The organism is Aliicoccus persicus (genome assembly GCF_900110815.1).
GTDB classification, from domain to species: domain Bacteria; phylum Bacillota; class Bacilli; order Staphylococcales; family Salinicoccaceae; genus Aliicoccus; species Aliicoccus persicus.
The window spans coordinates 119,346-145,837 of sequence record NZ_FOIT01000001.1; the positions used below are offsets into that span (position 1 = coordinate 119,346).

The window sequence follows — 26,492 nt, forward strand, 5'->3', positions numbered from 1 at the left end:
GCCGCAGTTCAGTTTGAGAGAATAAATGTGTTTCAAGTTCAAAAGTCCTGTCATGCCTCATACTTAATTCTGTTCTGCCGCACACTTCAATTAAATACATTTTACATTTCTAGTAAAACTGATTATAATTATATTAGTAAATTAGACGTGCTGTGTGCATCGAATGGATAAGCGACCAGAGGTGGGTGAAAGCTCTGGCATCTCGGACACAATCAGACATCACTAATTTAAAATGGTTTCAACAGAGCAGCAACTGAAACCAATCAAAATCATAAACACAAACTTAATAATAATGAAGTGGACTCTGTATGTGGGTCAATTTGGGTGGTACCGCGGTTACTCAACAATCGCCCCAATTGATGCATGTATAGAGTTTTTAATTGTATAAAGGGGAGAAAAAAATGGACGAGAACAAAATGCACTACAAAGACACATTATTAATGCCGAAAACGGATTTTAAAATGCGCGGTGGACTTATTAACAAAGAGCCTGCGTATCAAAAAAAATGGGAAGAGATGAATCTCTACGACAAGAAGTTGAAGATGAATGAAGGGAACACGCCTTACGTGCTGCATGATGGTCCACCATATGCGAATGGTGACCTGCACATGGGTCACGCATTAAACAAAGTAATCAAAGATATTATTGTGCGTAACAAACAAATGCAGGGTTACTATGCGCCATATGTGCCAGGATGGGATACACACGGTCTACCGATTGAGCAGGCACTCACAAACAAGGGTGTGGACCGTAAGTCTATGACAACAGAAGAGTTCAGAAAGAAATGTTTAGAGTTTGCATACTCTCAAGTTGATTTACAGCGAGCGGGTTTCAAGCGCATGGGCATCGATGGTCATTGGGATACACCATACCTTACATCTGACTATGAAGTTGAAGCAGCGCAGGTGCGTGTGTTAAAAGATATGGTTGAAAAAGGATTAATTTACCGCGGGAAGAAGCCGATTTACTGGTCGCCTGTCAGTGAGTCATCACTTGCCGAAGCGGAACTTGAATACCAGGATAAAGTTTCACCCTCAATCTACGTGACGTTTAAAGTAGATGATGGTAAAGGCGTACTCGATTCAGGCGTTAATTTTGTCATCTGGACGACGACACCATGGACAATTCCTTCAAACCTAGGATTAGCTGTGCATCCGAATCTGAACTATGTGCAATTTAATTATGAAAGTGAAGAATACATTGTCGCTGAAGATTTACTTGATTTCTTCTGTGAAGAAGTTGAATTCGACAAAGATAAAGTAACACGTACGAAAGAATTCCAAGGGCAGCAATTAGAATATATTACGGCACGTCATCCATTGTATGACCGTCCAAGTTTAGTCGTTCTCGGCAATCATGTAACGACTGAACAAGGTACGGGGGTTGTTCACACAGCACCGGGTCACGGGGATGATGACTATCAGATGGGACTTCTATACGATTTAGAAATTCTCAGTCCAATTGATGACAAAGGTGTATTTACATCTGAAGGCGGTAAATACGAAGGATTATTTTACGATGATGCGAACAAAGTGATCACTGCAGATTTGGAGCAAAAAGATGCTTTGCTTAAGTTAAAGTTCTTCAAACACTCATATCCACATGACTGGCGTTCAAAAACACCGGTTATCTTCAGAGCAACACCGCAGTGGTTTGCTTCTGTTAAAAATGTGCGCGCAGACGTGTTGGAACAATTAACCAACACTAAATTCCAAATTGAATGGAACCGCGAACGCATGATGAACATGATTAAAAACCGCGGTGACTGGGTCATTTCTCGTCAGCGTGTATGGGGTGTACCATTGCCATTCTTCTTTGCTGAAGATGACACACCAATCATTGATGTCGATGTCATCGAACATGTCGCACAATTAATTGAAACACATGGTACTGATGTGTGGTTTGAAAGAGAAGCGAAGGATCTATTACCTGAAGGTTTCACACATGAAGGTTCTCCAAACGGCGAGTTCAGAAAAGAAATGGACATCATGGATGTATGGTTTGATTCCGGTTCGACACACCGCGGTGTGTTAGAAACGCGTGACTACTTATCATATCCGGGAGACTTATACTTTGAAGGATCCGATCAATACCGCGGCTGGTTCAACTCATCACTAATTACAAGTGTCGCAACACGCGGCGTTGCACCGTACAAAGAACTTCTTTCGCACGGTTTTGTTATGGACGGGGAAGGTAAGAAGATGAGTAAGTCTCTCGGTAACGTGATTTTACCGACAAAAGTAATGCAGCAGATGGGTGCAGATATCATTCGTCTGTGGGTTATGTCTTCAGATTTTGAAGAAGATGTACGTATCTCTGATGACATTTTAAAACAGGTGTCGGAAGTATACCGTAAAGTCCGTAACACATTTAGATTCCTGCTTGGTAACGTGAACGACTTTAACCCGGATAAAAATACAGTCGCATACGCTGACTTACTTGAAGTCGATAAGTTTATGTACAATCGTTTTGCAGAGCTTAAAAACTTCTTATTAGATGCGTATGAACGCTATGATTACGTATCGATGTACCAGACATTGCAGAACTTTATCAATGTGGAGTTATCAAACTTCTACTTGGATTACGGTAAGGATATTCTGTATATTGAAGCGGAAGACAGTCACATCCGTCGCAGCATGCAGACGGTGCTCTATAAGATTTTAACAGAGCTGAATACATTGCTCGCACCTGTGCTTGTGCATACGGCTGAAGAGATTTATGAATTCACGCCGCACACAGAGAAGGAAAGTGTGCACCTTGAGTTATATCCAGAAAAAGAAGATGTAGATAATGCATTGCTTGAAAAATGGAAGTATTTCATGGATGTACGTGATGATGTATTAAAAGCGTTGGAAGTTGCGCGTAGTGAGAAGACGATTGGTAAGTCACTCGAAGCCAAAGTGACTGTGACTCAGCCGGAGAACCTAAACTATAGTGACTTAAACAGTCCGCTTGAACAGCTGTTTATTGTTTCTCATGTTGAAATTGTTGATCAGCTTGATGATGCGCCAAAGTATAAGCACATTCATGTCGATGTGCAGCATGCCGATGGCGTGCGATGTGAACGTTGCTGGAACTATAGCTCAGATGCATCAATTGTAGAAGGCGACTCTGATATCTGTTCAAGATGTCAAGACGTGCTACAAAAATAGGAGGTTATATTATATGAAGAAAAAATCGTATCGACTCTTGCCGATCGGCCTTATGACGCTCGGTATTATCGGACTCGATCAACTGACAAAACAGCTTGTAAAACGCAACATGGAAATCGGTGAATCCATTGAAGTTTTTGGAGAATATTTAAAGATTACTTCTCATCGAAACGAAGGTGCAGCATGGGGAATTATGCAGGGACAGATGGTGTTTTTCTATATTGTCACTGCAGTTGTACTCGCTGCGATGACTTATATTTACTATAAAGAAGCGAAGGGTAAGCCGATGTTACAAATCGGTATCGGCTTCCTTGTCGCTGGTGCGATTGGTAATTTAATTGATCGTGTCATCTATCAGCGCGTCATTGATTTTGTGGATGTGTTGATTATCAACTATAGCTTTCCAATCTTTAACGTTGCAGATGCTGCACTGACAGTCGGTGTGGCGACGTTGATCATCTACTTCTTATTCTTTGATAAAGAAGAGAAAAAAGGTGAGTTAAATGCAGACAATTAATGTAATAGAGGAATACGTTGGTGAGCGTCTGGATAAGTTTTTGTCTGAAGTATTAGAAGATACATCGAGAAGTGATATTCAAACGCGCATCAAGTCTGGCAATGTGCAAGTGAACGACAATATTGTAAAGCCGAACTATAAGCTGAAGGCCGATGACATCATCGAAATTAGCGAACGCGAAGTCATCGACTCTGACATCGTGCCTGAAGACTTAAATCTAAATATTATTTATGAAGATAATGATGTTGCCGTCGTGGAAAAACCGCGAAGCATGGTCGTCCATCCGTCAGCTGGCCATCATACCGGAACGCTCGTCAATGGGCTGATGCATCAGCTCGATTCACTCTCTGGTATTAATGGAGAGTTGCGTCCGGGCATCGTGCACCGAATTGACAAAGACACGAGTGGTTTGCTCATGGTTGCAAAGCATGATGTTGCGCACCGCGACCTCGTTGATCAACTCGTTGAAAAGTCTGTAACACGAAAGTACATCGCGCTTGTGCACGGTGTTATTACACACGATAAAGGCACGGTTGATGCGCCGATTGGACGCAATCCGAAGAGCCGTCAAGACATGGCGGTTGTGGACGATGGTAAGGAAGCGGTGACGCATTTTAATGTGCTTGAACGCTTTGAAGAACACACATTGATTGAATGTTTCTTAGAAACAGGTCGAACGCACCAAATTCGTGTCCACATGCAATATATCGGATTTCCACTCGTCGGTGATCCGAAATATGGTCGACGAAAGACGATGGATACGGATGGTCAGCTACTGCACGCTGCAATGATTGGATTTGTTCATCCGACGTCAAAAGAAGCGATTCAATTTGAAACGCCATTACCGACGATGTTCAGTGATATATTAGACGATTTAAGAAAGCGCATGAGCTAATTTTTAAATATATACATTGACATTCAAGCGTAGAAGGGATATCTTTATTAAGAATTAAATAACCGATATATGAATACGTCTTTAAATACGGTCCCGTGAGGCCGTAAAGACATGAATATAAACCGTATCACTGGCACCAGTAGGACCAGTGTGTGTTTTCGGGTACTTACATACTCATGTCAATAGACATGGGTATTTTTTTATCGGCAAAATAGGAGGCACACATGAAAAAACGCACGATTTTAGACGAAGCACAGATTGGTCGAACGCTGACACGAATCTCTCATGAAATACTTGAGCGTAACAAGGGCAGTAAAGATTTGGTGTTGCTCGGTGTAAAAACACGAGGTGAGTATTTAGCACGTCGCTTAAAGGAAAAAATCGAATCGATTGATAATTCTACGGTGCAGATGGGTACGATAGACATTACCAATTACCGAGACGATAAAGAACCAACGCACGCAGAAGCAGATAACGCACTAGACGTCACAGCCTCACTCGTCAATCAACATGTTGTCATCGTCGATGATGTACTCTACACAGGGCGTACAATTCGCGCAGCTTTGGATGCTATTTTATCGCGTACGAGACCGGATAAAATTTCACTTGCAGTATTGATTGATCGCGGTCATCGGGAGTTACCGATTCGCGCGGATTACATCGGGAAAAACATTCCAACATCTAAATCAGAAAAAGTTGTCGTACACATGCAAGAAATAGATCAAGAAGATATTGTATATATAAGTGAGGGTGAGTGAGTATGACAGAGAGAAATTTTGATGTTGAAGAGGATTACACAGTAGCGGTTGAACCAAAGCTTGATGTACATGAAAAACCGAAGCCACTCGAATGGATGATGTTATCGTCACAGCACTTATTCGCAATGTTTGGTGCGACAGTACTCGTACCATTTTTAACAGGGTTACCCGTATCAGCAGCTCTGATCGCTAGTGGTATCGGTACGCTATTATACATACTGCTGACAAAGGGAATGATACCTGCTTACTTAGGGTCAAGTTTCGCATTTATCCTGCCGATTACAATCGCACTTTCAGCGAATTCACTTGGCGAAGTGTTGACGGCACTCTTCTTTACAGGGGTGGTCTATGTCATCATAGGCACCATCATTAAATTTGTCGGTGTCGATTGGTTAATGAAACTTTTGCCGACTGTCGTTATCGGCCCGGTTATTATGGTTATCGGACTCGGGCTTGCACCGGTTGCAATCAACATGGCGATGTATACGGATCCTGACAATCAGCTCGGATATGATACGACATACATACTTGTCGCAGTCATTACACTGACAATTACGATTATCGCTTCAGTGTTTTTTAAAGGAATTCTATCATTGATACCAATATTGATTGGGATTGTCGGTGGTTACATTACCGCCATACTATTCGGTATTGTTGATTTTACAAATATTATTGAGACAGGCTGGTTTGTTCTACCTGATGTGTATATGCCATTTGTTGACTACACACCTGCAATCAACATCGGATTGCTAATCGTCATGCTGCCGATCGTGTTCGTCACAATCAGTGAGCACATCGGTCACCAAGCAGTCATCAACAAAATTATCGGACGAAACTTCTTCAAGAAACCTGGCCTACACAGAACACTTGCAGGTGATGGTGTTGCCACAATGTTTGCTAGTGTCATCGGTGGTCCACCGACGACAACATACGGTGAGAACATTGGTGTACTCGCAATCACACGTGTATTTAGTGTGTGGGTCATCGGTGGTGCGGCAGTGTTTGCGATCATTTTAGGGTTCGTCGGGAAGTTTACAGCAGTCGTACAAAGCATTCCGTCACCGGTCATGGGTGGTGTGTCGATACTACTCTTCGGTATTATCGCAGCGAGCGGTTTACGCATGCTGATCGATGGGCGAGTGAACCTAGACCATAAGCGCAACTTAATTATCGTTTCCGTCATCTTAGTTATCGGTATCGGTAAAGCACATTTAGACTTCATGCTCGGTGAGATTCCATTTAACCTTGAAGGTATGGCACTTGCGGCACTCGCAGGTATCGTGCTCAATCTCATCTTGCCAAAGGAGAAGACGACCAATGCGTAATCTACTATCTATGAATGAACTATCAACAACTGAAATTAAAAATATTATCAAACGTGCGATAGAGATAAAAAACGGTGACTATAAGCCTTTTCAAGAGAAAAAATTTGTTGCCAATCTGTTTTTAGAAAATTCAACACGCACGAAGTTGAGTTTTGAAATGGCAGAAAGAAAACTCGGTATCGAGTCCATTCCATTCGACGCGATGGGCAGCTCGTTAAGTAAAGGAGAGTCACTCTATGATACATGTAAGACACTGGAATCTATCGGTTGTGATGCACTTGTCATTCGACACCCAGATGATGCGTATTATGAATCATTAGAAGGACTTAATATACCGATAATTAACGGTGGAGACGGTAGTGGCTCACATCCGACGCAATCACTGCTTGACTTGATGACGATTTATGAGACATTTGGCACATTTGATCTCGACATTGTTATCTGTGGTGACATCCGTCACTCACGTGTTGCCAAAAGCAATTTTCAAGCATTGACGAAACTCGGTAGCCGGGTGAAATTTGTAGCACCGGAAGTTTATCAGTATGAACATGAAGATTATAGCTATGTGAATTTTGATGATGTGATTTCAAGTGTGGATGTTGTCATGTTGCTGCGCGTCCAACATGAGCGTCATGACAATGTGATGAGCGATGTCATAGATGAGTACAACAGTCGCTATGGTTTGAATGAAACGCGTTACAATAAACTGAAAGACAATGCGATTATCATGCATCCAGCACCTGTCAATCGCGATGTAGAAATTAGCAGTGAACTTGTTGAGAGAGACAAGTCAGTTATTTTTAAGCAGATGGAAAACGGCGTATACACACGAATGAGTGTGTTGGAACTAATTCTAGGGAGAGAATAATATGAGACGTGTCATTAAAAATGGTTTTGTGTTAGAAAACAACGAACAGGTCCAAAAAGATATTGCAGTTGAAGATGGTAAGATCGTTGAAATTAGCGATATGATTGATAATTACGATGAAGTCATCGATGCAAAAGGCATGCTGGTTACACCAGGATTTGTCGATGTCCATGTACATTTACGTGAGCCTGGCGGCGAACATAAAGAGACGATTGAGACGGGTACAAGAGCAGCGGCGCGCGGTGGATTTACTGCAGTGATGCCAATGCCAAATACACGTCCAGTGCCGGATAATGCTGAGACTCTAACAAATATTTTAGACCGCATTAAAGAGACTGCACACGTTAAAGTTTTGCCATATGCTTCGATTACGACGCGCCAACTCGGTAAAGAATTAACGGACTTTAAAGCACTAAAAGAAGCTGGAGCATTTGCATTTACAGATGATGGTGTTGGTGTACAAAGTGCAGACATGATGTATCAAGCGATGAAACAAGCAGCTGCACTTGATATGGCAGTTGTTGCACACACAGAAGAAAACACACTCATTCATGGCGGGGCAATCCATGAAGGGAAGACAAGTGAAACGCTTGGTATTCCTGGCATCCCGTCAGTTTGTGAATCGACACAAATTGCGCGCGATGTGCTGTTAGCAGAAGCAGCAAATTGTCATTATCACGTATGTCACGTCAGCACGAAAGAAAGCGTGCGTGTAATCCGTGATGCGAAACGCGCGGGTATCCGTGTGACAGCGGAAGTGACGCCACACCACCTTGTACTTGATGAAAATGATATTACATCAGCAGATACAAACTTTAAGATGAATCCACCATTACGTGGTAGCGATGACCGTGAAGCATTGATCGAAGGCCTACTTGACGGTACGATTGACTTTATTGCGACGGATCATGCACCACATGCAGAAGACGAGAAAAATGTGGAAATTACTTCAGCACCGTTCGGTATCGTCGGTAGTGAAAATGCATTCCAATTGTTATATACGAAGCTAGTGAAGACAGGCGTGTTCACACTACAACAACTTGTCGACTGGTTGACAGTAAAACCATCTGAGACATTTAACTTACCGATGGGTGAGCTAAAAGTAGATCGAGATGCTGACATTACACTGATTGACTTAGATAAAAAATATACATTAGATAAGACAGAATTTTTATCGAAATCACAAAATACACCGTTTGATGGTGAAGCATTAATTTCTGATATTTATATGACACTTGTCAATGGCAACGTTGTATATAAGGGGGCATAAGCGTGTTAAAGGATAAGCGATATTTAGTACTAGAAGACGGTACAGTTTACGAAGGTTACCAGTTTGGTGGAAAAGCAGATCGTGCGGGTGAACTCGTATTTAACACATCGATGTTCGGTTTCCAAGAGATGATTACAGACTCTGCGTATGCGAATCAAATCGTAACGTTTAGCTATCCACTCGTTGGCAATACTGGATTCAACAGTGAAGACTCTGAAACGATGAAACCAACAATCGCTGGAATCGTCGTGCGTGAAGCGGCATTATTACCATCGAACTTCCGTACGAATGAAACGTTGCATGACTATTTAGAACGTCATAACATCCCTGGTATTTCAGGCATTGATACGCGCAGCATCGTTAGAAAAATTCGCGATGGTGGTACGTTAAGAGCGGTGCTGAGTGACTCGGATGATGTGGATGCTGTCATTGAAACGCTTAAATCAACGGATGAAACTGTACATTCAGTGCGTGATGTATCGACAAGCAGTCCTTACATTTCAACCGGTGTCGGTAGTCGTGTCGTACTCATCGATCTCGGTAAGCAAGAAAGTCTCGTTAGAAGTTTAAACAGTGCCGGTTGTGAAGTGACGGTCGTACCACACGATACACCGACCTATGATATTTTACGCATGAAGCCTGATGGTGTCATTATATCAAGCGGTCCGGGTTCACCGGAAGATATTCCGTCAATTGTCGATAACGTACGTACGATTGCGGAACAGGTACCAGTATTCGGTGTTGGTCTCGGTCATCAAGCGATTGCTTTAGCATTTGGCGCTAAGATCGAAGCATTGCCATTTGGACACCGTGGTTCAAATATACCTGTACGTAACATTGAGAGAAAAACTGTAGAAATCACATCACAAAATCATGGTTTTGCTGTCAGTCGTGAATCATTGGAACAGACGGACTTAGTGATTACACACGAAGCAATCAATGACGACTCAGTCGAAGGTATTCGTCATAAATCATTGCCGATCATGAGCGTTCAGTACTATCCTGGTGCAATTGATGGACCAGATGATTCAAGCTATATTTTAGAAGAATTTATAAACCGTATGAATAAGGAGAATAACCATGCCTAAACGAACGGATATTAAATCAATATTAGTAATCGGTAGTGGACCAATCATCATCGGTCAAGCAGCAGAGTTTGATTATGCAGGAACACAGGCGTGTTTGTCACTCCGTGAGGAAGGCTACCGTGTCATCTTAGTAAACTCAAACCCTGCGACAATTATGACAGATAAAGAAATCGCAGACGTTGTGTACATCGAACCGTTAACACCGGATTTCATCGCACGTATTATCCGTAAGGAACAACCGGATGCACTGTTGCCAACGCTCGGTGGACAAGTCGGTTTAAACATGGCGGTTGAGCTCGATCGTCTCGGCGTACTTGAAGAAAATAATGTGGAGCTGCTTGGTACGAAGCTTGATTCAATCAAACAAGCTGAAGACCGCGATTTATTTAGAAACTTAATGAATGACATGAATATTCCCGTGCCTGAGTCAGATATTATTACGACGCTTGAAGGTGCTTACCGATTCAAGGAGCAGGTCGGCTATCCGTTCATCGTGCGACCAGCATATACGATGGGTGGTACCGGCGGTGGTATTTGTTATAACGATGATGACTTAAAAGAAATCGTTACAAATGGACTCAAATATTCACCGGTGAACCAGTGTTTACTTGAAAAATCTATCGCTGGATATAAAGAAATTGAATACGAAGTGATGCGTGACTCAAACGATACAGCAATCGTCGTTTGTAATATGGAAAACATCGATCCAGTCGGTATCCATACAGGAGATTCAAACGTTGTGGCACCGACGCAAACATTGACGTTAAAAGAAACGAACATGCTGCGTGACGTGTCATTATCTGTTGTCCGTGCACTTGGCATTGAAGGTGGCTGTAACGTGCAGCTAGCACTCGATCCACACTCGTTTAATTATTACATCATCGAAGTGAACCCGCGTGTCTCACGTTCGTCAGCGCTCGCTTCTAAAGCTACAGGTTTCCCGATTGCGAAACTTGCAGCGAAAATTGCTGTTGGTATGAACTTAGATGAAATGAAAAATCCTGTAACAGGTACGAGCTACGCAAGTTTTGAACCGTCTATCGACTATGTCGTGACGAAAGTTGCACGCTTCCCATTTGATAAGTTTGAAAAAGGTGAACGTAAACTTGGCACACAGATGAAGGCGACAGGTGAAGTCATGGCAATCGGTCGTACGTTTGAAGAATCGATTCTAAAAGCTATTCGTTCATTAGAATACGGTGTGCACCATTTAGGATTACCGAATGGCGATGACTTTACTTTAGAGCAAATAGAGAAGAAGATAAAAGAACAGAGTGATGAACGCTTATTCTATATCGGTGAAGCGTTGCGCCGCGGTATTTCTGTCGATGAGATTCATACGTGGACTGAAATTGACTATTTCTTTATCAATAAGTTTAAGCATATCATCGATATCGAGCATGAATTAAAAGAAAATGTCGATTCAATCGACCATTTAAAATGGGCGAAAACGTATGGTTTTAGCGACCGTGTTATCGGTCACCGATGGGGTAAAGATACGGATGAAATTTATCAGATGAGAAAAGATCATGGTATATTCCCAGTGTATAAAATGGTCGACACGTGTGCGGCTGAGTTTTCTTCAGATACACCGTATTTCTACGGGACTTATGAAAAAGAAAACGAAGCTGTTGCGAGTGATCGAGAAAAGATTTTAGTACTCGGTTCTGGTCCGATTCGTATCGGTCAAGGTGTCGAGTTTGATTACGCGACAGTGCATGCAGTGTTTGCGATTCAAGAAGCAGGATACGAAGCAATCGTCGTCAACAACAACCCAGAGACTGTGTCGACAGACTTTACGATTTCTGACAAGTTATACTTTGAACCACTCACTGAAGAAGATGTCATGAACATTATCGAGAACGAAAAACCGATGGGTGTTGTCGTTCAGTTCGGTGGACAAACGGCAATCAATTTAGCAGAGAAGTTAGAGCGACACGGCGTGAAAATTTTAGGTACGACGTTAGACGATCTAGACCGTGCAGAAGATAGAAAGCGTTTTGAAGCATTGCTGAGAGAAATCGATGTGCCACAACCACTTGGTAAAACAGCAACAAACGCTGCTGAAGCTGTAGAAAATGCTGAAGCGATTGGTTATCCAGTACTCGTGCGTCCGAGCTATGTACTCGGTGGTCGTGCGATGGAAATCGTTCATAGTAAAGCAGAGTTAGAAAACTACATGACACAAGCGGTTAAAGCATCGCCTGAACATCCGGTACTAATCGACCGCTATTTAATGGGTAAAGAGATTGAAATCGATGCGATCTGTGATGGAGAGAACGTCATTATTCCAGGTATTATGGAACACATCGAACGCGCTGGTGTACACTCGGGTGACTCGATGGCTGTTTATCCGCCGATTACATTGACAGAAAGTGAAATTGAAACACTTGTGGCTTATACAGAAAAATTAGCACTCGGACTAAACACAGTTGGACTCATCAATATCCAGTATGTGTTATCAGACGGTGAAGTCTATGTACTTGAAGTGAACCCACGCTCAAGTCGTACTGTACCATTCTTAAGTAAAATTACAGACATTCCGATGGCAAGACTTGCGATGAAAGGTATTTTAGGACAGAAATTTACGGATTTAGATTATGAGTTAGGCTTACAAAAAGTTCAAGACGGTCACTATGTTAAAGCACCGGTGTTCAGCTTTAATAAGTTGAAAAACGTTGACATCACACTCGGTCCTGAAATGAAATCAACTGGGGAAGTTATGGGTAAAGATTCATCACTTAACAAGGCATTGTATAAAGCACTTGTCGCAAGTGGTCTTGAAGTGAAAGATAACGGAACAGCACTCTTCACAGTTGCAGACAAAGATAAAAAAGAAGCAACGGAACTCGCCCAGCGCTTGAGCAAAATCGGATATAGAATTATGGCAACGTCAGGTACGGCTGATGTTTTATCAGAAGCGGGCATCTCAGTCGTTAAAGTAGAAAAAATTGATGCGGTAGAAAATAGCCTACTTGATATGATTAACAACGGTAAGGTACAAATTGTCATCAACACGATGACGAAAGGTAAGACGGTAGAACGTGACGGATTTAGAATTAGACGTGAATCTGTGTACAATGGTATTCCTTGTTTAACATCCCTTGATACTGCGCGCACATTGATTGAAGTCATTGAGAGTATGACATTTAGCATGGACAGAATGTAGGTGATTGTATGAAACATTTAATGAGAATTTTATCGGTTGAGGAAATTGCAGACAATATTTTTGAGATGGTCCTTTCTGGTGAAATTACGAAAGAAATGAAAGTTTCCGGTCAGTTCGTGCACATCCGTGTCAGTCCATACACAGAAAACGTGCTGCGCCGACCGATATCGATTGCGAATGTTGATGCTGATAAAGAAACACTCACGATTATTTTTAGAGCAGAGGGCGACGGCACGACGAAGATGAGCAAGATGCAAGTCGGAGACGATTTAGACGTGCTGACGCCACTGGGTAATGGTTATCCTCTAGAAGATTTTAATCACGTATTACTCGTCGGTGGTGGAATTGGTGTTCCGCCACTGCACGAGTTATCAAAACAGTTAAACGCACGCGGTGTGAAAACGACGCATGTGCTCGGCTTTAACTCGAAAAAAGATGTGTTCTATGAAGACGAGTTTAATGCACTCGGTGACACGTATATTACGACGGCAGATGGAACGTATGGAAAAGAGGGTTTTGTGACGGATCAAATCGAGTTGCTTGAAACGGAATTTGATCAGTTTTATGCGTGTGGACCGAAAGTCATGTTAAAAGTATTGAATGATTCGATGGACATTGACGGGTACATTTCTTTAGAAGAACGAATGGGTTGCGGCATCGGCGTATGTTACGCATGTGTCGTGCCAAAACCTGACGGCAGTTATGCAAAAATCTGTTCAGATGGACCTGTATTTAAGAAAGGGGAGATACTACTATGAGTAAATTAGCGGTAAATATCCCTGGACTTTCGCTCAAAAATCCGATCATGCCTGCATCCGGCTGTTTTAGTTTCGGCCAAGAGTTTTCGGAACTTTACGACTTGAGTCGTCTCGGTGCAATTATGATTAAAGCAGCGACGCATCAACCGCGTCTCGGTAACCCAACGCCGCGTGTTGCGGAAACGGCAAGTGGTATGTTGAACGCCATTGGATTACAAAATCCTGGTGTGGATCATATTATTGAACATGAACTGAAGTTTTTAGAGAAGTTTGATGTGCCAATTATCGCAAATGTAGCTGGCACTGCAATTGAAGACTACACAGAAGTGGCTGAGAAAATTTCACAAGCACCGAACGTGCATGCACTTGAGTTGAATATCTCGTGCCCGAACGTAAAAGAGGGCGGCATTCAGTTCGGCACAAATGTGGAAAGTGCCGTGCGTTTAACGGAAAGCGTCAAGCGTGTTTCTAAAGTGCCTGTATATGTGAAGTTGTCACCGAATGTGACAAACATCGTTGAGATTGCACAAGGCGTTGGAGAAATTGCAGATGGACTTACGATGATCAATACGCTCGTCGGCATGCGTTTGGATAAAAACGGTAAACCGTTGATCGCAAACAAAACCGGTGGACTAAGTGGTCCAGCAATTAAACCCGTCGCACTAAACATGATCTATCAAGTGCGCCAAGCGATGCCTGATATTCCAATCATCGGTATGGGTGGTATTTCAACCGTGGATGACGTGCTCGATTATATTTCTGTCGGTTGTGATGCAGTTGCTGTTGGTACTGCGAATTTCACGGATCCATACGTTTGTCCAACACTAATAGATGCGCTCGATGCTCGAGTGGCAACGATGGGTTTATCACATATACATGACATCAAAGGCCGTGCGTATCAATAAACATTAAGGAGTGCTTGAATGAACCGTCCAATAATCGCTTTAGATTTCGAAAACCGTGAGCAAGTGGAACAATTTCTTAATCGCTTTGATGAGTCACTATTTGTAAAAGTTGGCATGGAGTTGTTCTATGCTGAAGGACCACAAATTGTCCAAGAAATTCATGCACGTGGCCACGACATATTTTTAGATTTAAAATTGTATGATATACCAAATACCGTCGGCCGAGCGATGTCCGTGCTTGGTGGATTGAATGTCGCGATGACGAATGTCCATGCCCATGGCGGCGTCGCAATGATGAAGCGCGCTGCTGAATCATTCAAAGATAAAAATCCAGATGGCAAGTTGATTGCAGTGACGCAGCTGACGTCGATGAACGAATTGAATGTGAGTGATGAACAACAATCAAAGTTGTCTTTGGATGATAGCGTCGAACATTTGGCACGACTCACTTTATCAGCAGGACTGGATGGTGTTGTATCATCACCTCTAGAATCGAAACGCATCCATGAAACGTGCGGAGATGACTTTTTAACAGTCACACCAGGCATCCGCTTAAGTGAAGATTCGGTGGATGACCAAGTGCGCGTTGTTACACCAGACGAATCACGCGCACTGGGCACAGATTACATCGTCGTCGGTCGTTCGATTACGACGAGTGAAGACCCGGTTGGTAAATATAAAGTTGTGAAATCGTTGTGGCAAGGTTAATTTTTGGAATTTAAAATTCGTGGAGGTAACGTATGAGAGAAGAAAGTATAGCGGGTATTTTACTCGACATCAATGCAGTGATGATTCGTCCGAATGATAAGTTTACGTGGGCGAGTGGCATACAGTCACCGATCTATTGTGACAACCGTAAAATCATTGGTGACGTGGCAGCACGTCGAGCCGTTTCGAAGCGCTTCGTTGAGTTGATCGAAGGTAAAAATGTGGATGTGATTGCAGGTACTTCTACTGCGGGTATTCCACATGCGGCTTTTATTGCTGAAGAAATGTCACTGCCGATGAGCTATGTGCGTGGTAGTAAGAAAGCGCACGGAACAGGTGCACAAATAGAAGGTGCCGACGTTAAAGGAAAACGCGTCGTGTTGATTGAAGATTTAGTGTCAACAGGCGGATCGAGCTTAGAAGCAGTGAGCGCGTTAAAAGAAGCCGGTGCTGAAGTTGTCAACGTGACTGCGATATTTACGTATGAGTTGGACCGTGCGCGAGAAAACTTTGAAGCAAGTGGGGTAGAGTTGCTGACGTTGAGTAACGTTTCAACTTTGTTAAGTGTGAGCGTCGATCGCGGTGACTTATCTGAAGCAGATGTAGAAGAAGTACGTGAGTTTTTGAGTAATTTGTAGAGTTTTTGGATTGTTTATAGAGTTTGGTGTGTTTTTCTCCCTTTGAGTTGGTATTGTTGCCGGCTTGAGGGGAGTTTTTTTGGATTTTGGGAGTTTATCTGGACAATGAGTGAGGCTCACGGGCTTGCAAATGGATTTGACGGACTATGAGATGAGCTCACGGTCTCGCAAATGGATTTGACGGACAATGAGGTTCGCTCACGGTCACGCAAACTGATTTGCGTTCCAATGAAGCTCGCTCACAGCCACGCAGATTGATTTGCATTCCAATGAGACTGGCTCACAGACACGCAGATTGGTTTGCGTTCCAATGAAGCTCGCTCACAGACACGCAGATTGGTTTGCGTTACGATGAAGCTCGCTCACAGACACGCAGATTGATTTGCGTTCCAATGAAGTTCGCTCACAGACACGCAGATTGATTTGCGTTCCAATGAAGCTCGCTCACAGCCACGCAGATTGGTTTAAACACACAAAAAAACGTACCCCCACTAAACAGAGGGGCACGCACTCACTAAAATCACTCACCAAACACTAAATCATTGATGATCTGTGCTTCGGTCATTAAATCGTCGGTGTCGATTGAGATGTACAATTTAATTTTTGCTTCTGTACCTGACGGGCGGAGTGCAATCCAGCCATCTTTGAAATGCAATTTAATGACGTTCGCTGCAGGCAAGTCTATATCAATATGCTCCCCAGTTTCTACATCAAATCTTGATTGCTCTAAATAGTCTTCGATTGCAACGACGTCTCGACCATCGATTGTCAGTGGGGTTTGCTCTCTAAAGTCACGCATGATCTTATCAATTTTCGCTCTACCTTCTGACCCTTCAAATGTGTGGCTCCACAAATGTTCTTGGCGATGTCCGAACTTTTTATAAATATCGTTCAGCTCATCAATTAACGTACGTCCTTCATTTTTCAATTCCGACGCATATTTCACAACATACGGTACGACCTGTATTGCATCTTTGTCACGGACAAATGGTCGGAGTAAATAGCCATAGCTTTCTTCGTATCCAAGCACGAATTGTCTATCCGCATCATCTTCCATCGCCAGCAACTGTTCTCCGATATATTTGAATCCTGTCAACACTTCTATCATTTCTCCACCAGCTCCCTCAATAATCTTCTTACCGAGGTCACTCGTGACGATTGATTTTATGGCAACTGGTGTTTTATCAGCTGCGATGCCTTTCACCGCACGGTTCAACAACAAAATACCAATTTGGTTGCCTGTTAAATGTTCGTAACTATCTTCGTGCTTCACGACAATTCCCATACGGTCTGCATCGGGATCTGTTGCGATTAATACATCTGCACCGATTTCTTTACCGAGTTCCACAGATAAAGTAAATGCCTCCGGACTTTCCGGGTTCGGTGATGGTGTTGTCGGGAAGTCGCCATCGGGTACACATTGCGACTCAACCAATGAATATTGATTAAAGTTGAGTGCCTCAAGTAACTCTGGCACGATTGGCACACTCGTGCCATGCAAACTGCTAAACACGATGCTCAAATCAGATTTGGGAATTTCACCGATGAAATCCATCACTTCTTTTCGATATGCCTGCTTGACTTCATCTGATACATATTCAACATCGCCATCTTTAACAGCCGTTTCAAAATCTTTGTTCTCTATCGAAAATACATCTTCAATTGCATTGATATATTTGCTCAGTGCTTCTGATGGTTCATCAATCAGCTGTGAACCGTCTTCACCGTACACCTTAATCCCGTTGTATTCCGGCGGGTTGTGACTTGCTGTAATCATGATCCCAAGGTCACTCTTATACGTGCGCACGAAATATGATAACTCTGGTGTTGACGTATAGTCCGGTGTGACGATGACTTTTACACCAGTCGCACTCAACACTTCGGCAATAATTTGCATGAATTCTAATGAAAAGTGTCGCGTATCAAAGCCGATTACAATACGTGGTGAGTCGGTTTTATCGTGTAAAAATTGACCGATACCTGCTGCTACTTTTTGCACGGTATACTTGTTTAATCGATTCGGGCCGAGTCCAATCTTACCCCGTATGCCAGCAGTACCGAACGACAGCGTATCAATAAAGCCTTCTTCTTTTTCCTTATCGGTTAACAATGCGTATGATTCTTTCGTAATGAGACTACCCTCAATGTTTTTCTCCCATAATTCTCTCATGTCAAAACTCCTTATTAAATATGATTATTTCACACGTAAAATAATAACTTCAAACGGTTTTAACAGGATGCTATGTTCATAAGTTGCTTCGTCTTTCACTCTAACATTCGATAAAACGACTTCAAACGTTTCACCGTCAGCAATGAAGAAGTAATGATCTTCAGTACGTGGATTTGCAAGGATGATATGCGTTTCATCGTTGTGTGTCACACGTAATGCGAAAAATTCTTCCTGCTCATCACGCATAATATAGCTCACGCACGGATGAATTTCTTCAGCTGTTTTAAATTGGAACACTTCATGATCTTTTCTGAACTGAATCAAGTCACGCACAAATTGAATGTTGTCTTGATAATGTGCAGCGCGGTCCCAGTCCATCTTGTTGATGTCATCCATCGCGTTGTAAGAATTTTCATGTCCATCTTTCGTGCGCATGAACTCTTGACCCGCATGTATGAATGGTGTACCAAACGCTAATATACCAAGCGCTGTCGCCATCTGGTGTTGACGCTCAATGACAATTGGATGCCAATCATCACCATTCAAACGGTCAAACAATGTATGGTTATCATGCGCTTCAACATAGTTAATCGACATCGATGGATCAAACGGTTCCATATTGCCGATAAAGACCTCGCGTAGCTCATGTGAATATTCTCCAGAGCCATGTACGTAACCACCAATTTCCATTTTAAATGTATCGCCTTTAAGCGCGTCGCGCAGACGATCGTTAAAGAAGTGGACGCCTGGTACTTGTGATTTATTTTCAGGTACGGTCTTTTTATCTTCCGGTAGATTTGTGTTTAAATGCCAACCTTCACCGAGTAAAAATACGTCGCGATCTAAATTGTATGAAGCTTCTCTTAACGCATGAATCGTATCCGTGTCCATCGCACCCATCAAGTCAAAGCGGTAACCGTCAATGTTGTAAGCTTCTAACCAATACATAATCGTTTCAACGACAAACCGACTCAACATTTTACGTTCTGTTGCTAAATCATTTCCTACACCAGTGCCATCGCTTAACGTAAAGCTGTCCGAATTGAATCGGAAGTAGTAGTTTGGTGCAAGCTTATGAAAGCTGTTGTCTTCGACTGCAAATACATGGTTTAAAACGACATCAAAGATTACTTTTAAGCCGTTCGCGTGGAAGCGATTAATCAATGTTTTTAATTCTTTAACACGACTGATCGGATCGTTCGGATTTGTCGAGTAACTGCCTTCAGGTGCCATAAAATACGCCGGGTCATATCCCCAGTTATAGCTTTCATGCTGATTCAATTCATCGACAGTTTGAAAGTCGTTGACTGGCAGGAGTTGTACATGCGTGACACCGAGTGACTTGATGTAATCGATGCCTGTCGGCAAACCATATGATGAGGATTGACCGCTATTAATTCCGGTAAACTTCCATCGTAAATCTTCATCGACACCTGAATTGATATGACTTGTCATATCGCGCACATGTGCTTCGTATATAATGACATCACCATTCTCAGGTGAAATTGTTGATTCGAGTGTTTCGTCTGGCACAATGCGGTCGATGTCAATAATCATCCCACGGGCACCGTTTGCTGTCAGTGTTTTAACGTATGGATCATTGACAATATGCGTTACATTATTGTGCGATACTTCGTAGTGAAACAGCTGTTCATGCAAGTCACCATCCACAGTCACTTCGAAATATCCATCGATTTTATTCATTTTAATGCGTTCATTTTCAAGTCGTAAATTCATTTCGAATGCCGTCGGTGCAAACACACGGAATGTCGTCGATTCTTGTGTATATATAGGACCCATTGGTAAATCAGTCGCATACGTTTGATCGAATTGGGGCGTTGTTGGATATTTACCAATCTCAAGTGGTAATTTATAGCCATTAAATTGAATCATTGTTTGTCGTGATAAGTTGATATCTTCTGCTAACACAATCGTTGTATGTGTATCATTGTCAGTGATCGATTCCACTGGTATTTCATCATCATCTTGCTTAACGCTAATTTTCACATCTTTTTCTGTATCTTTTTCTTCGTCGTAAACAAGAGCGATGACATTTCTGTCATCTAAATATGCGATAGGCATATATGGTCCTCCTAATAAATGTTAAGATTGTTAAAATATAGAATTCTATTCATACTATTTCATAATCATAGTATAATTAAATTATACAATAAATAGAGCAATATATACTGAACAGAGGTGATTCTATGAAAAAACATGAGGATCGTTTGGAGATGGATCAATACTTGTTTCACCAGGGTACACACTACAATGCGTATGAGTTCCTTGGCGCACATGTACTCGATGATAATCGCATGCGGTTTATCACGTGGGCACCGAATGCACACCATGTCCAACTGATGTGTAATTATAACCATTTTAGCGGAGATGGATTTGATTTTGAACGGTTGAACGATCAAGGCTTATGGGTGTTATACACAGATAAAGTACATGTTGGTGATGTTTATAAATATAAAATACATCATGCAGATGGTTACAATGTAAAGTCTGACCCATACGCGCAATACTCCGAAGTACGACCGAATAATGCAAGCATCGTTTATAAGAGTGATTTTAAGTTTACTGACGATGATTGGATGGCGCGTCGAAGAAATTCAAACATTTACGAATCTCCAATTAACATCTATGAAATTCATCTCGGCTCTTGGAAACGCCACTTTACGGATGACCAAAATCCGAACGGCACATATTTTTACACTTATCAGCAATTCATTGACACCTTGATTCCATACTTACAAGAAATGAACTACACACACGTTGAGTTTTTGCCACTCGGTGAACACCCGTTTGACGCATCATGGGGATATCAAATGACCGGTTATTTTTCAGCAACGAGTCGCTACGGGACACCCGATGAATTAAAACAATTGATCAATGCGCTACATCGCGCTGGAATCGGCGTCATTATGGACGTCGTACTCGCTCACTTTAATAAGGATGATCATGGATTAAGACGCTTTGACGGCACGCCGACGTTCGAACATCCAGATGAATATATTGCGAACAAGCGTGCATGGGGGACATTAACATTTGATTTCGGTCGCAATGAAGTTCAATCATTTTTAGTTTCGAGTTGCCTCTTCTGGATAAAAGAATTTCATATCGATGGACTGCGTGTCGACGCGGTGCATAGCATGATTGACTTAAACTTTGAAAATTATGAAGAACACGAAAAAATTTACAACGAACATGGTGATGATCGAAACATTGCGGGTATTGAAATTATAAAAAAAATTAATACAGCGGTGTTTAAAGAAGATACATCAATTTTAATGATGGCAGAGGATTCATCAGATATTCCATTGATTACCCATCCGATAGACAACGGTGGACTCGGCTTTAATTTCAAATGGGATCTCGGCTGGATGCACGACCGATTGAAATATATTTCAAAATCATTTGATGAGCGCATGCATTATCATGACAAGATGACATTTACGATGATGTACAAGTATAACGAAAATTACGTGTTGCCACTGTCACATGATGAGGTCGTCCATTATAAGAAAAGTATTTTAGATAAACAACAAGGTGACCAATGGCAACAATTCGCTGGCGTCCGCGTACTGTACGGCAACCAGATGAGTGAGCCAGGAAAGCAATTGTTATTTATGGGTCAAGAGATTGGCATGTACCACGAATGGAAAGATCACGAAGAAGTAGACTGGCATTTACTCGAGTTTCCATTACATCAACAACTGAAACTTTACATTAAAGATTTAAACGCACTATACCGTGACAATCCGGAATTTTATCAGCTGGATTATGAGCAGGAAGGATTCCAGTGGATGGTCGTCAATGACCGAGACAATGGCGTGTTTGCTTATACGCGTTCAAGTCGAGACGGGTTTAAAGTGTGTGTACTGAACTTTAAACCCGATGTCCATTACGATTATTCAATCCCTGTGCCTTTGGGTGGAGAATACAAAGAAATATTTAACAGCGATCATGCAAAATACGGTGGTTCTGGCGTCATCAATGGCACGCATCAAACGATTGATCAAGCAATGAACAACCAAGACCAACATATAAAGATAACAGTCTCGCCACTTGCTTTTATAGTTTTCGAGTTTAAAAATTAGGAGGGCTATATATGAGCCAAAAAACTGTTGCTATGTTACTTGCTGGAGGAAAGGGAACGCGCCTCGGAGAATTGACAAAAGATATCGCTAAACCTGCAGTGCCATTTGGTGGTAAGTATCGAATTATTGATTTTACAATGAGTAATCTTGCAAATTCTCGCATTTCAACAGTCGGTGTTCTTGTTCAATACTCACCGCTTATGTTGAACAAACATTTGGGTATTGGGGCACCGTGGGGACTCGATCGTCAAGCGGGTGGACTCAGTACGCTGTCGCCATATAGCGACCGCACGAGAAGCTCTTGGTTTAGCGGTACGGCAGATGCTATCGTTAAAAATATTCATTACATCGAACAGTTTGAGCCGAAGTATTTGCTCGTTTTAAGTGGTGACCATGTCTATCAGATGAACTATCGACAGATGATAGACTTCCATGAAGAGAACGAAGCGGATGCAACCATTTCAGTCATTGAAGTGCCATTTGAAGATGCCCATCGATTTGGTATTTTGAACACAAATGAAGATGGCAGCATATATGAATTTGAAGAAAAACCAGAAAATCCGAAGAGTAACAATGCTTCGATGGGTATCTATGTCTTCACATGGGATGTCGTCAAGCCATATTTAATCGCTGATGAACAGGATGAAACGAGCGATCACGATTTCGGTAAAGATATAATTCCCGCACTTTTAAAAGATAAAAGACGACTGTATGCTTATACTTTCGAAGGCTACTGGAAAGATGTAGGAACAATTCAAAGTTACTGGGAATCCAATATGGACCTTCTCGATGATAACAATCAAGAACTCGTCACATCGCGTTCTTGGGAAATTTATCCGAATGAGAAAAATTTGCCACCTGAATATATTGGGGAGGATACTGAAATATCAAATAGCATGATTTCACCCGGATCATTCATCGAAGGTCGTATTAAAGACTCCATTTTATTTAATGCTGTAGAAACTGAAAAAGATGTTTCGATACAGTCATCCATCATTCATCCAGACGTCATCGTGCGTAGTGGTGCAGTGCTCGACCGGGTCATCGTGATGGAAGGGGTCGAAGTGCCAGCAGGTGCAGTTATAAAAACACCAGAAGGTCAAGAACCAATCGTCATCAGCCAATCGAATATACGCGCATTGATTCAATCGGGAGGTCATGAAAATGAGTAATGAAATTTTAGGACTTATTAATCTTGTAGAGGATAATGACAACTTAGATGAACTCACGTATTTTAGAAACGCAGCAGCCATACCTTTCATGGGACGCTACCGTGTAATTGACTTTAAAATCTCTAACTTCTGGTATTCCGGTGTCAATGTCATCGGCGTGTTCGCTAACAACAAGTTCCGCTCATTGCTCGACCATTTGAACCGTGAAGAGGATTTTGGTATGGAAGGTAGAAAATCTAGAATTTTTGTCCTCCCACCCGACTGGAACGATCCGACAGATATTTCTCGCGGCGATTTAAAATATTACCATAACCACATGGACTTGTTTACACGCTCATCCAGTGAACATGTGATCATCTCTGACTTAACTTATATTACGAACGATGATTTTAGAAAAGCGTTTCTACATCATAAAGAAGTGGATGCAGACATTACATTGATCGGCGAAGTGCACGACAATGCACCGACTGGTTCGATGCTCCGCATGTCCACAGAGGAAGACCGCGTGACTGGACTTAATTATGATGAGAGCAATCCGCATGTGTATACAGGGGTCTTTATCATTAAAAAAGATCTTTTGATTGATATCATTCGCTACTGTGTAAACAATTTCAAAGAAAGCATGTTCCACCAAGGGATTCGCGAGCGACTCAGTGAATACAAGGTGTCACATTACAATATGAACAGCACATCATTTTACTTTGGTACTGTTGAGCGTTATTTTAACAACAGTATGAAGTTACTCGATAAGGAAACGTACCGTGAGTTTTTATATGGGAAGAATCGAGTGATGACGAAGATTAGCACGCGACCATCAACGCTATATAAAGCGGACAGTAAAGTAAAGAACTCTGTATTATCTAACGGCGTTGTCGTACGCGGTACGGTTGAGAATTCTGTCTTATCTCGGAACGTTGTCATCGAAGCGGGTGCAACGATTAAAAACGCAGTAATATTTGCAAATAGTGTTGTGAATAGCGGCGCCTATTTAGAAAACGTCATCATCGATAAGGATGTTGTCATCAAAGAGAATCGCCAGTTGATTGGCACAGAAAACAAACCGTTTATTGCAGCAAAACGCACGCACATTTAATCATAAAAACTAGGAGTAATCCAATGAAAAACATTTTATTTGCAGCCAGTGAATGTGCACCTTACGCCAAGAGCGGAGGGCTAGGAGATATCATCAGCAGTTTGCCAAAAGCACTCAACGATAAAAAGCATCGTGTCACTGTGATGTTGCCATTGTATGAACAAATTAAAGAGAGCGAAGTATTTAACGCAATGGTAGAAGTTGCGGAATACAATACGACCGTTGTATGGCGCAATAAACAGATGCGACTATTTAAGTATGTGAAGGATGGCATCACGTATTTATTTGTGGATAACAAATATTACTTTGGCCGTGATAATTTATATGGCTACTTTGATGATGCGGAGCGTTTTATCTATTTTTCAAATGCAATTATGGACTATTTGAATGAGACGGATGAAGTGTATGATGTCTTGCATTGTCATGACTGGCAGATGGGTTCACTCGTAGCAAGTGCAAAAATATTGAAACCACAGCCGTTTAAAATCGTCTATACTATTCACAATATCCATTACCAGGGCTGGTTCAATACGGATGATTACGATAATCTAATCGAGCTCGATCGCATTCATTTTGATGGGTTTTTATTTAACGGGCAAATGAACTTGATGAAAGCTGCAATTTTCCATGCGGATGTTGTGACAACAGTGAGTGAAACGTATGCGAATGAAATTTTGTCACCGTTCTTCGGTGAAGGATTAGAAAATCTGTTGTATTCACGGTATGACGATTTGTATGGTGTTCGTAATGGACTCGACACACAGAGTTATGATCCGAACCGTGACCGATCGATTACGGCACGCTACAGGACATCGAGAAAATCAAAGATGAGAAACAAGTTGGCCTTGCAACATGAATACGGATTTGAAGTGTCAGAAGACATCCCGATGTACGGACTCGTTACGCGTTTGATTGAGCAAAAAGGAATCGACTTAATCATGCGTATTTTTGAAGAGTTTATGGACACACACCCAGAAGCACAGTTTGTCATGGTAGGAAATGGCGAGGAGCAGTACGAAGACTACTTTAGAATGCTCGAGTCGAAGTATCCTGATAGAGTGCGGGCGACGATTGGATTTAGCGAAGACTTGGCAAGAAAAATCTACGCATCAAGCGACTTCTTTTTGATGCCAAGTCTATTCGAACCATGCGGACTGGGGCAGTTAATTGCAATTCGCTATTTAACTTTGCCGATTGTTCGAGAGACAGGCGGGTTGCGCGATACTGTGACGCCGTTTAATGAATTTGACATGAGCGGTAATGGATTCTCGTTTGCGAATTACAATGCGCATGACTTTTTGAACGTACTGAACTACAGTTACGATGTGTTCTATGACGATGCTGCTATGAAGGCGTTGTTTGTGAATATGAAGTCATCGAAGCTCGGTTGGGATACATCGGCGGACCAGTATATAAAGATTTATGAGTAGTGGATTGTAGTTTTTGTAATTTTTAGTTGAAGCGTTCAAAGTGGGACTCCCGTGGTGAAAATCATGGTCTGAGTCCCACTATTGTGCGTTTAGTGGGACTGCCAGGTCGAGAAACATGGTCTGAGTAACACTTCGAGTGAAAAGTGTTCCACAGCACCATGATTTTAACTCGTGAGGAACAGTAAACGATGGTCCAAAGTGTTCCACAGCTCCGGTTTTTAGCTCGTGAGGAACAGTTTACAACCTAAAGTTTTCCACAGCTCTGATTTTTACGTCATGAGGAACAGTAAACGATCCTAAGTGTTCCGTAGCGCCGATTTTTACGTCGTGAGGAACAGTTTACAACCAAAAGTGTTCCACAGCACCGATTTTTAGCTCGTGAGGAACAGTTCACCGATCTATCTGTGTGTCAGCTCAAGATTATTCGTCCTGACGCACACTTTGCAACTCTATCTGTGCGTCAGCTCAAGATT

At 42.1% G+C, this 26,492-nt stretch carries 19 protein-coding genes; 17 read left to right on the forward strand and 2 right to left on the reverse strand.

Translation table 11 applies throughout. The annotated features are described in order from the left end of the window. Positions 1–416 precede the first annotated feature (416 nt). The 13 genes from ileS (at position 417) to pyrE (ending at position 16,051) form a co-directional block, all read left to right on the forward strand. The gene (gene ileS / locus BMW30_RS00555; RefSeq protein ID WP_091473981.1) at positions 417–3,152 is read left to right on the forward strand and encodes an isoleucine--tRNA ligase; all 2,736 of its coding nucleotides are present in this window, start codon (positions 417–419) and stop codon (positions 3,150–3,152) included. Positions 3,153–3,165: 13 nt separating this feature from the next. Continuing rightward, positions 3,166–3,669, forward strand: coding sequence for a signal peptidase II (lspA, locus tag BMW30_RS00560; protein ID WP_091472738.1), 504 nt, complete (start codon positions 3,166–3,168; stop codon positions 3,667–3,669). Beyond that, positions 3,656–4,564: an RluA family pseudouridine synthase gene (locus BMW30_RS00565; RefSeq protein WP_091472739.1), complete on the forward strand. Its 909-nt coding sequence runs from the start codon at positions 3,656–3,658 to the stop codon at positions 4,562–4,564. The genes lspA and BMW30_RS00565 overlap by 14 nt, the downstream gene beginning before the upstream one ends. Before the next feature lie 224 nt (positions 4,565–4,788). Continuing rightward, positions 4,789–5,322: a bifunctional pyr operon transcriptional regulator/uracil phosphoribosyltransferase PyrR gene (gene pyrR, locus BMW30_RS00570; protein ID WP_091472742.1), complete on the forward strand. Its 534-nt coding sequence runs from the start codon at positions 4,789–4,791 to the stop codon at positions 5,320–5,322. A gap of 2 nt (positions 5,323–5,324) precedes the next feature. Further along, the gene (locus tag BMW30_RS00575; RefSeq protein ID WP_091472746.1) at positions 5,325–6,647 is read left to right on the forward strand and encodes a uracil-xanthine permease family protein; all 1,323 of its coding nucleotides are present in this window, start codon (positions 5,325–5,327) and stop codon (positions 6,645–6,647) included. Next, positions 6,640–7,515: an aspartate carbamoyltransferase catalytic subunit gene (locus tag BMW30_RS00580; RefSeq protein WP_091472749.1), complete on the forward strand. Its 876-nt coding sequence runs from the start codon at positions 6,640–6,642 to the stop codon at positions 7,513–7,515. The genes BMW30_RS00575 and BMW30_RS00580 overlap by 8 nt, the downstream gene beginning before the upstream one ends. 1 nt (position 7,516) lies before the next feature. Then, a complete protein-coding gene (locus BMW30_RS00585; RefSeq protein WP_091472751.1) occupies positions 7,517–8,785 on the forward strand; it encodes a dihydroorotase in 1,269 nt (422 codons plus the stop codon). 2 nt (positions 8,786–8,787) lie between these two features. Continuing rightward, positions 8,788–9,873 (forward strand): carbamoyl phosphate synthase small subunit, encoded by a 1,086-nt coding sequence (locus BMW30_RS00590; RefSeq protein ID WP_091472754.1) that lies wholly within the window; start codon positions 8,788–8,790, stop codon positions 9,871–9,873. Continuing rightward, positions 9,866–13,042: a carbamoyl-phosphate synthase large subunit gene (gene carB, locus BMW30_RS00595; protein ID WP_091472756.1), complete on the forward strand. Its 3,177-nt coding sequence runs from the start codon at positions 9,866–9,868 to the stop codon at positions 13,040–13,042. The genes BMW30_RS00590 and carB overlap by 8 nt, the downstream gene beginning before the upstream one ends. Positions 13,043–13,050: 8 nt before the next feature. Then, positions 13,051–13,800: a dihydroorotate dehydrogenase electron transfer subunit gene (locus BMW30_RS00600; protein WP_091472759.1), complete on the forward strand. Its 750-nt coding sequence runs from the start codon at positions 13,051–13,053 to the stop codon at positions 13,798–13,800. Continuing rightward, positions 13,797–14,705, forward strand: a complete 909-nt coding sequence (locus tag BMW30_RS00605; protein WP_091472762.1) for a dihydroorotate dehydrogenase — start codon at positions 13,797–13,799, stop codon at positions 14,703–14,705. Before BMW30_RS00600 ends, BMW30_RS00605 begins: the two co-directional genes overlap by 4 nt. A gap of 18 nt (positions 14,706–14,723) precedes the next feature. Further along, the gene (gene pyrF / locus BMW30_RS00610; RefSeq protein WP_091472768.1) at positions 14,724–15,413 is read left to right on the forward strand and encodes an orotidine-5'-phosphate decarboxylase; all 690 of its coding nucleotides are present in this window, start codon (positions 14,724–14,726) and stop codon (positions 15,411–15,413) included. A 32-nt stretch (positions 15,414–15,445) separates the two neighbouring features. Further along, a complete protein-coding gene (pyrE, locus tag BMW30_RS00615) occupies positions 15,446–16,051 on the forward strand; it encodes an orotate phosphoribosyltransferase (RefSeq protein ID WP_091472771.1) in 606 nt (201 codons plus the stop codon). A gap of 520 nt (positions 16,052–16,571) precedes the next feature. Here the strand turns inward: pyrE and BMW30_RS00620 are convergent. Then, positions 16,572–18,221 carry a phospho-sugar mutase gene (locus BMW30_RS00620; RefSeq protein WP_091472774.1) on the reverse strand — a complete coding sequence of 550 codons (1,650 nt, stop codon included), beginning with the start codon at positions 18,219–18,221 and terminating at the stop codon, positions 16,572–16,574. A gap of 24 nt (positions 18,222–18,245) precedes the next feature. After that, positions 18,246–20,303 (reverse strand): type I pullulanase, encoded by a 2,058-nt coding sequence (pulA, locus tag BMW30_RS00625; RefSeq protein ID WP_091472777.1) that lies wholly within the window; start codon positions 20,301–20,303, stop codon positions 18,246–18,248. 125 nt (positions 20,304–20,428) lie between these two features. Here pulA and glgB point away from each other — a divergent pair, with 125 nt between their 5' ends. From glgB to BMW30_RS00645, 4 genes are read left to right on the forward strand one after another with little or no spacing between them, the layout of a single operon-like run. Continuing rightward, complete coding sequence (glgB, locus tag BMW30_RS00630) at positions 20,429–22,324, forward strand: 1,4-alpha-glucan branching protein GlgB (protein WP_091472778.1); 1,896 nt, start codon at positions 20,429–20,431, stop codon at positions 22,322–22,324. Between the two features lie 11 nt (positions 22,325–22,335). After that, positions 22,336–23,496: a glucose-1-phosphate adenylyltransferase gene (locus BMW30_RS00635; RefSeq protein ID WP_091472781.1), complete on the forward strand. Its 1,161-nt coding sequence runs from the start codon at positions 22,336–22,338 to the stop codon at positions 23,494–23,496. Further along, a complete protein-coding gene (gene glgD, locus BMW30_RS00640) occupies positions 23,489–24,589 on the forward strand; it encodes a glucose-1-phosphate adenylyltransferase subunit GlgD (RefSeq protein WP_091472783.1) in 1,101 nt (366 codons plus the stop codon). Before BMW30_RS00635 ends, glgD begins: the two co-directional genes overlap by 8 nt. Before the next feature lie 23 nt (positions 24,590–24,612). Further along, positions 24,613–26,019, forward strand: coding sequence for a glycogen synthase (locus BMW30_RS00645; protein WP_091472785.1), 1,407 nt, complete (start codon positions 24,613–24,615; stop codon positions 26,017–26,019). The last annotated feature ends 473 nt before the right edge of the window (positions 26,020–26,492 follow it).